The 12,285-nt window shown below is 60.3% G+C and carries 11 protein-coding genes; all 11 read left to right on the top strand.

Features of this window, described 5'->3' with window-relative positions; translation table 11 throughout:
- Positions 1-250: type VI secretion system baseplate subunit TssF (locus K288_RS0140125; RefSeq protein WP_027584486.1), on the top strand; the 250-nt coding region annotated here is incomplete at its 5' end.
- Positions 214-585, top strand: coding sequence for a type VI secretion system baseplate subunit TssG (locus tag K288_RS51455; protein ID WP_084800081.1), 372 nt, complete (start codon positions 214-216; stop codon positions 583-585). The genes K288_RS0140125 and K288_RS51455, both read left to right, overlap by 37 nt.
- Positions 586-989: 404 nt before the next feature.
- Positions 990-1,190, top strand: coding sequence for a type VI secretion system baseplate subunit TssG (locus tag K288_RS55195; protein WP_027584484.1), 201 nt, complete (start codon positions 990-992; stop codon positions 1,188-1,190).
- 643 nt (positions 1,191-1,833) lie between these two features.
- Entirely contained in the window at positions 1,834-3,591 is a 1,758-nt protein-coding gene (locus tag K288_RS0140110) for a type VI secretion system-associated FHA domain protein (protein ID WP_027584483.1), read from the top strand.
- Positions 3,588-4,094: a type VI secretion system lipoprotein TssJ gene (gene tssJ, locus K288_RS48260; protein ID WP_051335010.1), complete on the top strand. Its 507-nt coding sequence runs from the start codon at positions 3,588-3,590 to the stop codon at positions 4,092-4,094. Before K288_RS0140110 ends, tssJ begins: the two co-directional genes overlap by 4 nt.
- 83 nt (positions 4,095-4,177) lie before the next feature.
- Positions 4,178-5,542: a type VI secretion system baseplate subunit TssK gene (gene tssK, locus K288_RS48255; protein ID WP_064737402.1), complete on the top strand. Its 1,365-nt coding sequence runs from the start codon at positions 4,178-4,180 to the stop codon at positions 5,540-5,542.
- Positions 5,535-6,416, top strand: coding sequence for a type IVB secretion system protein IcmH/DotU (gene icmH, locus K288_RS48250; protein ID WP_084800078.1), 882 nt, complete (start codon positions 5,535-5,537; stop codon positions 6,414-6,416). The genes tssK and icmH overlap by 8 nt, the downstream gene beginning before the upstream one ends.
- 11 nt (positions 6,417-6,427) lie before the next feature.
- Positions 6,428-10,033: a type VI secretion system membrane subunit TssM gene (gene tssM / locus K288_RS0140090; protein ID WP_027584482.1), complete on the top strand. Its 3,606-nt coding sequence runs from the start codon at positions 6,428-6,430 to the stop codon at positions 10,031-10,033.
- Positions 10,034-10,301: 268 nt separating this feature from the next.
- Complete coding sequence (locus K288_RS0140085) at positions 10,302-11,240, top strand: serine/threonine-protein kinase (protein ID WP_084800076.1); 939 nt, start codon at positions 10,302-10,304, stop codon at positions 11,238-11,240.
- 353 nt (positions 11,241-11,593) lie between these two features.
- Positions 11,594-11,944 (top strand): hypothetical protein, encoded by a 351-nt coding sequence (locus K288_RS0140080; protein ID WP_027584480.1) that lies wholly within the window; start codon positions 11,594-11,596, stop codon positions 11,942-11,944.
- 141 nt (positions 11,945-12,085) lie between these two features.
- A partial coding sequence (locus K288_RS0140075) for a transposase (RefSeq protein ID WP_244443441.1) occupies positions 12,086-12,285 on the top strand: 200 nt, incomplete at its 3' end.

Here is a 12,285-nt window from a genome sequence, read left to right as displayed (position 1 = left end):
CCGGTTCGTGACCACCGATACGGATCACGTGGTGCGCGGCGCGCCGATCCGGATGCGTAACATTGAGTTGGCCGTGGTCGACAGCAAGATCGGAGGTGAGGGCGAATTGTTCCTGTTGGGTGCGGTGCTCGACGCCTTCCTCGCGACCTTCGCCGGCATCAACATATTGCACCGGTTTTCGGTCCGTGGCACGGAGAGCAACGCCAAATACACATGGCCAGCGAGAACCGGATCGATCACACAGTTCTAACCGCGCCCGACGACCTCAAGGAGCTCGCGGCTTGCGGGTTCCTCTCGCTCGCAGCACGTCTCGAACGGCGCTTTAGTGACGCTCCTCCAATCGGATCCACAGACGATCCCGCGCGGGAGGCGGTGCGTTTTCGCGCTGCCCCGATGCTTGGTTTTCCCGCCGACGAGATCGCGGAGATCAGGCAAGTCAAGGCCGTCGGCGAGCGGCTGGAAGTGTTTGTCAATTTCCTGGGGCTGCACGGCCCATCGTCGCCGCTGCCCCTCTTGTTCACCGAACGGGTGATTCACGGGGACGGCACTGGGACGCTCGGCCAACTTTTTGACTTTTCTGATTAGTCTGCTGCTGCGAATTTGGAAGTACTATCGCCACCATTTGCGGTTCGAGGAGAGAGCAACCGATGCGATATCGGTGTTGGTCGGTGCGCTTTTTGGGCTCATGCCCGCGGAAAACACAGCTGATGAACGGGAATGGCGGGCCCGGCTGCTGCCTCATGCAGGTCAGCTTGCCTTGTCTAGCCGATCGGCACCGCTCGTAGCCGGCGTCATTTCCAACCATCTGGACATCCCGGCCCGGGTTGAAGAATTCATTTGGCGCGAAATCGAGATTCCGCCAGAAGCGCAGTGGCGTCTGGGGAGCCCTGGTGTTCAGCTCGGCTTTGATACTCTTGCTGGCGAAACAATGCCGGACCTAATGGGCAAATTTCAGCTTTGCCTCGGTCCGCTCAGCAAGCAAGCAGCTTTTGTCGCTGCTGCCCGCTCGCGAGACCCACGCCATCCTTTGCCGTCTTATGAGTGCCATCTTGCGCGAGCCGCTGGCCTGGGACCTCAAGCTAGAACTGGCGTCCGGAGAGATGCCGGAATGGGTTCTGGGTGAAGGAGAATTGGGCTGGACGACATTGATCGACCCTCCCAAGGCGAAAGAGAGCTCAATTCTGTTGTGATGTCATCGCAAGTTCATTCGTCAGGTTCGATGTTTTGAAGTCCGGCGCGCTCGCTTCTAGCAGGCCTTCGCCTTTGACGTGTTGAAAGGACGTACTCAGAAGGTTAGGGCGCGCAGGCGTCTAGCGGCCTCCGAAGTAACCGCTGCCGAGCCCGCAAGGATCGGCGACACCGGCGAGATGACACCGGCGAGATGAAGTGAAGGTGTCATATCGCAGCTCGGCCCCATGTTGACTCTTGTCCAGTATCTGACAGCCGTAGCGCCCCTGTCACGTTCAAAACACCAGCCGTGATTTGCGGCGCCTCATTTTTCAAGGCCCAATCAGTAGTTTGAAGAGCGAGAGCCGTTGGCACGGCGGTTGCTAACAGGATTCCGCAAGATTGAGAGAGGGTTTAAGTGCAGGCGGGCACGCAAGACGAGCGATGCTCTTCTTTTGCACCTGTGTGCCTCGCCCCCGAGGGAGAAAACTCGCTGCGTTCTTCGCCGTGCCTGAGAGTGCACGAAAAACGAGTGAGCGCGCGAACCGGTCGATCGACCTCACAACATGGTGGAAAGGAGCTATCTACGTTGGCACCTCGCACAAGTCTGGTCTGGTGGGCGCATACGAAAGGCGCGCTGAAAAGTTAAGTCGAACAAGGCATCGGATGCATCTCATACTCGGCATTATCGGAGAGAACGCTGAAGCCCTGGGCCGAAACGCAGTACAGACGTTCGGACCGGAAGGTGGCGTTATCGGGCGGGGACTTGGCTGCAACTGGCAGCTTCCGGATCCAACCAATACTCTATCGGCACGCCACGCGCAGATCGCATTCAACGGTATCGGATACACGATTACCGACACCAGCACCAATGGCGTCTACATCAACACCGTCGACGCGCCGTTGGGGCGCGGCAATACGGCGCCATTGGCCGATGGCGATACATTATACATGGCCAGCTACATCATCTCGGTCATGATCGAGTACGATTCTGACGAGAAACGCAAGCAGCTCGGCTTAGCGAGCTCGAACGCCGTGCGCATCAGTGGCGCAACACCGGCCGTGCCGTCGCCTTCAGTCGGCCAGGAGCCGCCCGATGTGCCCCTCACGGCTGCCGGGCCGTTGGGCAACGATACAGATCTTCCACTCGATCCGCTAATCGCGATCGACGGGTGCCAGTCGTCCTCCTGTCCGGCCGTGCGAGAGGGGCTACAGGCCGCTGTTTCACCACATGTGCGCGATCTATTGTGTCTCCTTGAAGACGAGGCGACCGGCAAGGAAGCAGGATCAGGGGAGCCGGATCTGCTGGCCGACTTGCCTCGAATGGCGCGACTCACGAGCGCGGCCCACATGGAGATGCCGTCCTCGCATGTGCGGCCGCGCGAACTCCCTTCAATTCCGTTGCCGCAGGTTGAGACCTCAACTGTCGACCCATCGCATCGGCTGCCTACGCTACTCAAGGAAGGCGGGGCTGCGCCGTCGACTGGCCGTCCTGCACCGATCATTCCAGAGGACCTTGACATTAGCGACCTGTTGCCGAGAGGGGGCTCGTGCGGGGTGCCGCCGCCTGCGCCGCCACGAGAAGCGAATTCGAGCCTTAACGCACCAAACGCCTCGCTTCAGGTAGCGCCCAATCCGATCGGTCCCGCTCTGGCCAATCGCAGGCCGTTGCGCGCTAATGGTGCGTTGGATCCGCGGCCTGGAGAGTGCGGGGTTGATCGGTCGGCGGTCATGAACGAGCGGGCTGCGCGATGGCCGACCGACGGTCCGCCGGTTCACAACGTGTCGCGGATTGCAGCCCCACTTTCCTCCCCCGCGGCATCGCCGCTTGACGCGGCTGAACTCCAGGAGTTCTGGAACGCGCTGGGGTTCGATCCGGGGCTTCTGCCGCCGGCGCAGCGCCGGGAGGTCCTCGCTGAAGTCGGCCGCGCGGTCACAGAAATGGCCAACGGCCTGCAATCGATTCTGGCTGCGTGGACCATAGTCAAAGGCGAACTCCAGATTGAGCCAGCGCGGGCACGCGCTGGCGACAACAATGCATTCAAGTTCATGAGGAGCGGTCATGGCGCGCTGCGCGAGACGCTTGCGAAGGGGCACGCATCGCTGCCGCTGTCCCAATCGGTGCGCGAAGGGTTCTACGACATCAAGGCGCACGAGGTCGCAGCCATAGCGGCGATGCGTGCGGCGGTCAGCAATGTTCTGACGCATATGAGTCCGCTACGGATCGAGAGTGATGGCGCCAATAGGGGCCTTTTCGGCGACCGCATCAACAAGGCCAAGCTGTGGGACCGGTTTGTCGATCTGCACGCATCGATGGTCAATGACATTGACCGGACTGCGCGCGCCTACATCGCAGAAGAGTTTACCCGAACCTACGACTCGCAGCTCGCGGCGCTTGGCCACACTGAACGGAAGGCGACATGATGGTGTCGCCGTGCAAACTTCAGCGGCTATCTCTCGTGAGCGTTGCATTGCTGATAGCCGCCGTAGGAGCCAGCTGTTCGATCGATAAGAGCCTGACGACAACGCCGATCAAATTCGGCGTCCAGGCCGATCCGCTTGTCAATCAGAACGCGCGCGGCGAGCCGTCGCCTGTTGTCGTACGCATTTATGAGCTGAAGTCGACGACCAATTTCGACCGGGCGCAGTTCTTCGAGCTGTTCGACAACGACGCCAAACGCCTCGGGCCCGACCTGGTGGCTAAGCACGAGACTGAACTCAAGCCTGGCGAGAAATATGATCTCGAGCGCAACACGCCCATTGACACTCGCTATATCGGCGTGATCGCCGGTTTCCGACTGGGCAACGATGCGCAATGGCGATCGACGACCGAAATCAAACCCGACCGAGACAACACGATTTTGGTGAAATTGACGGCGCATGCGATCAGCGTTGAAGCCAGCCAAAACTGGTGGAAGATCTTCTGATTGCCTCTGTTGCCGTCATGGCGAGGTCCTGAGGAGATCCCGACTTTTAGAGTTCACAAAGCGACTTGGCAAAGCACTTGGCGATGTCTGTGACGAGTAAACCGATCTGGTCGGAAGGCATGTTGGTGCGGCCGCAGCACCTGCAGCAATACGACCGCTGGGTCGAGCAACTGCTCGAGAATCGCGTCGGCTGTCTGATCGCCTACGGTTGGGGCGTTCGGAAGATTGCCTTTGATCGCAGCAGCCTCGCGCTCGGGCAGGTTGTCCTTACCGAGCTCGAAGCCATTATGCCCGACGGCACGGCGCTTCGATTACCTGAGTACGGTCCGCTTCCACCTGGACGAACACCTCCAGCTGCGGCGAAGAACCTGCCGGTGAAGATCGCTGTGGCGCGGCGCCGGAAAGCCGGCAACGATATCTCTCCCGGGGATTCACCTTTGAGCCGCCATCGTCAGGAGGTCCTGCAGGTCCGAAATGCGACTGCGCCTGAAAAGCCTCCCGTCGATATCAATGTTGCAGCGCTGACAACGCATCTTGTGTTCGACGATGAGGAGCAGGGCGAGTTGATCACGATGCCTATCGGTCGGATCCACGAGATCGATTCGGCCGGCGCCATTACGTTGATCGACACCTACCTCCCGCCGGCCCTCGATATCCACGCGGTCCAACCGCTGATTGCGCTATTGAACGAGGTCAGGTCGTTGCTTCGGACCCGCGCTGAGGCTCTTGCCGCGCGCGCCGATCCGTCACGCTCGAGGGCAGATGGCGCGGGACTGATCGATCTCGTCACGTTATCCATCGTGAACGGCGCCGAAGCCGTTTTCAACCATTTCGCAGCGACGCGCGGGCATCATCCCGAAACGCTTTTCCGCGCGCTGCTTGGCCTCGCAGGACAGCTGTCGAGTTTCGCCGGCGACCGCCGTACACCCGCGGATATGCCTGCCTATTGTCATGAGGATCTCGAAACCGGCTTCACGGCTCTGGTACGTATCCTGCGCGAGCTCTTGTCCGTCGTGATCCAGGGCGCCGCGATATCGCTGCCGCTACAGGATCGCGGTTACGGCATCCTGATCGCTCTCATTGCCGACCGCGCCTTGTTTCAGGATGCTCGCTTCGTTCTTGTAGCAGTGGCGAGTGTGGCGACCGAGACGTTGCGCATCCAGCTTCCGGCGCAAATGAAGGTAGGCTCGGTCGAGCAGATCCGAGACCTCGTCAATCTTCAGCTCCCGGGTGTTCCTATTCGCGCGCTGCCCGTGGCACCGCGCCAGATACCCTACATCCAGAGCGCCGTCTATTTCGAGCTCGATCAGTCAGTGGAGCTATGGCGCCCCCTGCCGCGATCGGCGGCCTTCGCTTTCCACGTCAGCGGTGACTACCCGGATCTGCATCTCGAATTCTGGGCCATCCGCGGAGAACGTTTAGTTAACCAGGCTGAAACACATGGATGAGCCGACAGTTATTGGACGCAGACCGCTCGCTCCGACCCCTAACATTCAGCGCGGCCAATCTTCCGTTCGCGTTCCGTCCCGGGGCGCCGCAGCGAGGGTTCCCGTTACGCCATCACCAGCAGCTGAACCCGGCGAAGTTAGCATCGCCAATCATGCCGAAATTGTCGCGCAGGGTCTGTTCGAGCCAGCCGCACTGGAAGACACCTTGGTTGCGGCCGCAACACCGATCCTATTGATCGTCGCGCAGCTTCGCATGGTGGAGAACGCCGATATAGGGGCGATGCGCCGTGGAACTGTCGAGCAAATTCGTCGCTTCGAAGAGCGTGCCGTCAAAAATCATGCGCGCCGCGGTGATGTGAGCGCCGCGCGTTACGTCATATGCGCGCTGGTCGACGAAGCTGTGATGACCACGCCATGGGGCAGTGAAAGCGCTTGGAGCGACAATAGTCTGCTCAACCAGTTCCACAACGAGACGTGGGGCGGCGAAAAGGTCTTCCAGATCGTCGAGCGTATCCAGGCCGAGCCGGCCAAATACCTCGCACTGCTAAAGCTCGTCAATCTCTGCTTGCTGATGGGCTTTGAAGGCAAATATCGCGTCATGGAAGGCGGCCGCGAGCAGCTTGAAGACCTGCGCGCGGAGGTCCATCGCCTTTTGGGAGAACACGCGACCGCGCCACCTGCTCAACTATCGGGCGAATGGCGCTGCATCAGAGCGCGCACCAGTGTGCGCAAGTTCGGGCCCTTGTGGATTGTCTTCGCCGTCGCCGCCTCTGTGATGCTCATCGGCCACATCTTTTTCCGTTGGCGCCTCGGAAGCCAATTGGCGGCTGTCGAGCAGTTGATCGAGTCGATTGGCCGCTCGGGACCGCTTTAGGGGAGGCGCAGGTGTTCGGCGTACAATTGGCGGTACTGTTCTCGGTTCGAGGCATCGTTACGCTGGTCTGCTTGCTCGCGATCAGTCTACTCATCTGGTTCGGCGGCACCCATCTCGTCGTGTCCGAGCAACGACCGCTCGACCAGATGACCGTTCGGGCCGCCGCGATCGTAAGCATTTTCTTCGTGGTCGTGCTCGTCACGCTTGTCCGTTACTGGCTGGCGCGTCGCACTAACCGACGCATCATCAAGTCACTGATGGAGAGCGAGGGCGTGATCGGGCATGCCGACAACAGCCGGGAGGAAGTCGAACTCATTCGCAAGCGTTTCGAGGACGCACTGAAGGTCCTGCGTGATACGGTGTTCGCGGGTAAGCGTGGACCGAGTTATCTGTTCGAACTGCCCTGGTACATCATTATTGGCCCACCGGGCGCGGGCAAATCGGCGATTTTGCGCAACTCCGGGCTCGAGTTTTCGCTCTCCCGGCAGCTTGGCGTCGAGCCGGTCGCGGGCATCGGCGGCACACGAAACTGCGATTGGTGGTTCGCAGAAGATGCAGTCTTGATCGACACGGCAAGCCGTTACACGACGCAGGACAAAGATACCGAGGTGGACCGTGCGGCCTGGCGCGGCTTTGTCGATCTTCTCCTGACACATCGGCGGCGGCGGCCCATCAACGGTATCCTGGTTGCAGTCAGCTTGGCCGATCTCTTGTCGCCGGACGAGCCGGTGAGGCGGCGGTACACCGAGGCCATTCGTTCGCGGATACAGGAGCTGCTGAAGACGTTTCGGATGCGCATTCCGGTTTATCTGCTGGTGAACAAATGCGATATGTTGCCTGGCTTTACCGAATATTTCGGCGATCTCGACCAGCAGGGCCGTGCCCAAGTCTGGGGCAAGACCTTTCCTCTCGGGCCGTGCGATCGTATCGGCGACGCCGTGAGTCTGGCGATGCAGGAGCTTGCGGAGCGGCTTGAGGCGAGACTGCCCCTTCGCATGCACGATGAACGTGATCTCATCCGGCGGGGACTCATGTTTGCGTTTCCGAAGGAGTTCTGGGGTATCCGGAGCGCAATAGCTGGCTTCGTTAGTGAGGTCTTCCGATCGCGCCGCTTCGAAGTAGAGCCGATGCTGCGTGGCGTCTACTTTACGAGCGGCACACAGGAGGGAGAGCCGATCGATCGCGTGATCGATGCGATTGGCCGGAACTTCGGTCTGCAGTTGACCCGGCGCATGCCGACTGTTGGGCTGGGGAGGGGGTTCTTTATCAAGCAGCTGCTGACCGATGTGATCTTTGCCGAGCAGGGACTGGTCGGCCGCAATTTAAAACTTGAGCGCCGGCTCGCGCTGGTACATGGCGGCGGGCATATCATGGCAATGGTGCTAACGGTAGCTGCCTTCATTGTGTGGTATAGTGCCTTCACTCGCAATGAGGCGCGTATCGACCAAACCAGAGTGGCTGCGCAGATTGCAGAGGCGCGCCTCCTGGAGACTCGCGGACCGCTCGACCTTAAGGCCGTCCTGCCGACACTCAATGCCGCGCGCCGGCTACGACTGGTGGCTGGAGAAGACAGTTGGTTTGCCTGGCTTGATGGTCTCGGCATCTCGGCGACCCCTGTGCTTGCGCCAGCTGCCCATAATGCCTACGACCGCATTCTGCTCAATCGCCTGCTGCCGGTTTTCGCGGGCAGGCTCGCCATCCGCATCGATGCCCTGTTGCGCGGCGGCAACGACGCTTTGCTGGATCAGGTCAAGCAGGTGTTCCGTACCTATTGGATGCTGAGCGATCCCGGGCATTTCGACCGTGGCGAAGTCGAGCACGCTGCGCACAATGAAGTCGCGCGCACGTTTGCGCTCGATCCGACGTCGGCGGGCGAGCTGAACCAGCATTTTGCGCGGCTTATCCAGTTGCTGCCGAAGCCCATCAGTGTCGACCAGCAATTCGTGGGAGCGGTGCGCTCCCGGCTGAGCAAGCGTCCTGTCGTCGAGCAGGTCTACGCCCGCCTCCTTCGCGAAGGCGCGCAGAACACGCGCCTGCGGCCGATCGATTTGATTGGTCTGGTGGGCTCAGACCAGCTTGAGATCACCCAGATGCGCGCCTTGCAGATTGCCTTTCCCGCCATTGACGAACAGGAACCGGTTGACAATGCAGCCATGATCCCGGGCATCTTCACGCGCGAGGGTTTCCTCAATTTCGTGCTGCCGAACCTGCCGCTCATCGCCCGAGCAGAGCAGAACGACGACTGGCTACTCGCTGGCGCCCCGATCGACACGGCAGATATTCAACAGATCGCTCTCAAAGTCATGGATCGGTATGTCAACGATTATATCCGTGTTTGGTCAAATGCCCTGGGCAGTATCCACGTTGTCAAGTTTGACGATTTGCAACGCGGCTCAGCGATCATGCGCGGATTGGCCGGTTCTCAAAGCACGCTCCAGCAGGTCGTTTCGCTCGTACGCGACAATTCGAATTTGCTGCCGCCAGGGGAGCAGACCCTGGCCAAGGCTGGAGATATTGGCACCACCGCCGGGCCTTCCTCGGCGGCCGTCGGTCATGCCGCGGGCGCCCTGTTCCGTGCTGCGTTTGGCGATGCGCCGTGGCCGGGAACGCGGATCACCGAAGCGTTCCGGCCTCTGGCCCAACTGACCACAGACGGGGCGTCTGGACAGTCGACGGGCATGGATCATATCCGTGGTCTCTTCGGCGATCTCTATGCGGCGATGGCCAACATCGTGGCAGCACCGGATCCGAACCAGGCCGCGTTTCAGCTCGTTCAGCGCCGCGCCCAGGATCCGAATAACGACGCTTTCGGTGCCTTGCGCGCCGACTCGGCGCTGCGAGCGGAGCCGATCCGCACCATCATGAACGAGACTGCCCTTCAGACGTGGAGCATCTTGCTCAAGCGGGCGCGTGATCATGTCGATGCGGTTTGGACGCGCGAAGTGATCCCGGTCTGCCAGGGCATCATTTTTCAGCGCTATCCAGTGTTTGAATTGGCAAGCGAAGACATGAGCCTCAAGGATTTCGGTGATTTCTTCCGTCCCGGCGGCATCGTCGATGACTTTTCTCAGAAATACATTTCGCCGCTTGTCGTCGACCGTCGGACCGGCCTTGCACCGGCGACCATCGATGGTGCAGAGGTACCAATCCGCGCGGATGCATTGAGTCAATTTCGGCGCGCGCGGGATATCCGCAATGCTTTCTTCAGCAGCCCCGGGTCCGCACCGGCAGTGAGGTTCAGCATCAAACCAGTCTACCTCAGCCCCAAATTGATGGGCGCGACGTTTGTCCTGGACGGCAAGGAACTCGCCTATCGTCACGAGGCGCCGCGTGCCTACGAGTTCGAATGGCCGACCCGAACCGATGCAAGTATTGCTTCCATTACGCTTACCGCGGCGGACAAAACCGAGGAGAGGGTCGAACGCGCCGGCCCCTGGGCACTGTTCCGGCTCCTCGACGCGTCACAACTGGCCTCAGGTGGCGCTTCGGATCGGTTTGCCATGACGATCGGTAAGCCGGATGGGACCAACGTGACCTACGAGCTGCGCGCGGCAAGTGTGAGCAATCCGTTCAGCTTGAGTGTCCTTCGTTCGTTCCGGTGCCCGGATAGCCTATGACCAGCGGGCGTCGGCGTTCGTTTCAGTATCTGCGGGAAGAGTCCGGCCAATGCTGCCTAGTTGCACCGAGGCATCAGCGGCTCAACCTATCCTTGGCGGCGCCCCATCAGACGCAAGGCGATCGCTGGCCGTCGGGCTACAAGCAAAGCTCGCAATTGCGTTTTGAAATCGATGCCGCGAGCTCCGCGCTCCGCCTAATTTGGGCTTGCACCAGGGGAGCAATCGGTGATGTCCGCGCGATCGTTGTCCGCTTGAGCGAGGCTGCACTTTGAACGCGTCTTCGGTAGGGTCGGTCGCGCCCCTGGGATACGTGCTCGGCGGCCGTTTCGACCTGGTGGACGTGATCGGCGTCGGCGGCATCAGCACCGTCTATCGCGCGATCGATCGGATCAGTCTGTGGGCGCGCGAACCAAGTCCCGAAGTTGCAGTGAAGGTCATCCGACAGCACCCAACCATGCGCCAGGAATTGATCGAGCTGCTGCATCGCGAGGCGCGTCTTTTGCGTAAGGTCGTACACCGGAATTTGGTGCGCATTTATGACTCCGATTACGACGGCAAGTACCATTACCAGGTGATGGAGCTCCTCGAGGGCCGCTCGCTAGCCCAGATCCTGATTGAACATCAGGAACGTCCACTCTCACCCGCTGTTTCCTTTCGTATCATCCGCGCTGCAGGGCAGGGGCTCGCCCATATGCACCGTTTCGGAATGGTCCATGGCGACCTGAAACCGGGAAACATCTTTTTGACATCAAACGGAGCAGTCAAAATTCTGGACTTTGGCGCAGTGCTTGCGCTCGAGGAGACGCCGCGAAGCGATAGGGCCGCGGCGGTGTCCGATCAGATCGCTCTTAAGACCCCCGCCTATGCATCGCCAGAGATGCTGATGGGCGAACCGCGTGCGGAAAGCGATGATGTCTATTCTCTTGCTGTGGTGGCCTATCTGGTGCTGACCGGCACGCATCCATATGCGCGGCGGCCGGCTGATGAGGCGCTCTACGAGAATCTGACACCCGCGCCGCCTTCGACCATTTCAACGGCGCAATGGCGGGCACTCGCCTCGGGTCTTGCCCTCAACCGCCGCGACCGAATCCAGACGGTCGATGAGTTTGTCCAGGGTCTCACCCGGCCGCCTTGGTTTTACCGCGTGTGGGGCGGTGCGCGCCATGCGGCTGTCGTAAAGCGTGTAAGGAGAGAAGATACTATTTGATCATTTCCAATGCTTGGAAATTGCGAGCACACGCATGCCGTCTCTGATGGCAGCTCGCTCGGCGGTAACAGATACGAGCTTCTTGGCTCCGCGAGCGTTTCGACGTGGTGTACCGATGGCCGAATACAATCTCAGCGAGAGTATGGACATTCTCAGTAAGCCGGAGCTCGTAACCTTGCCCCCTGGGCTTAATCCAGATTGAAGTTCGCTCTGGCCCATATGAGGACCAGAGCATGAAGCGCAGCCGCTTTACGGAAGAGATGGGGTATTCGGTCCCGATCGCCTGACCTATTTGCCGCGCGGCACGTTTTGACTGACGATCATGGACCAACTCCATCCGAAGGAGAAAAGTCATGATCTACGTCGGCCTCGATGTTTCGCTGAATTCCGTTGCGGTATGTGCGGTGGACGAGACCGGAAAGCTGATCCGGGAGGGAACGACGTTCGCGGAGGCGCCATCGATTGTGCAGTACCTCGAACCATGGGCTGGTCAAGTTGAACGGGTGGGCCTGGAGGCAGGACCGACGTCAGAATGGCTGACCGCAAATCTAATCGAACTTGGGCAGCCGGCCGTCAGTTTGGAAGCCCGCCAGGTCAAGGCGGCACAGGATTGTGTCGGCTCTGCCAAAGTAGATATCGGCGGGCGTAAGGTTGTCGATGCTCTCATGGTAGCGACCGTGATTGTAGTGCTCGATGAAGCGTAACCGGCATGAGCCCCCACCTGGGCATAGCGCGACTGAGCTGCGATACATCCTGGCATAACTGTTTTTTGGAGGTGGGCAATGGCAGATGCCATGCATGAAGCCATGCTTGATGCCAGGCAGGAAGGCGGCTCCTATCGTCGGATCGAGGTGATCACAGGGCAGCGTCGACGACGGCAGTGGACAGCGGAGGAGAAGGCTCGGATCGTGGCCGAGAGCTTGGAGGAAGGGGCCAATATTTCCGAGGTCGCTCGGCGTCATGGCGTTGTTCGTGGGCTGCTTACGGTGTGGCGGCGCAAGTTCGCGACGGCAGCGAGCTTTCCGGCGCCAGACTTCGTGCCGGT

Source organism: Bradyrhizobium sp. Ai1a-2 (assembly GCF_000426245.1).
In the GTDB taxonomy this organism is placed as follows: domain Bacteria; phylum Pseudomonadota; class Alphaproteobacteria; order Rhizobiales; family Xanthobacteraceae; genus Bradyrhizobium.
Note: the sequence above shows the minus strand (reverse complement) of the source record. Positions and strands in the feature narration are given on the sequence as shown.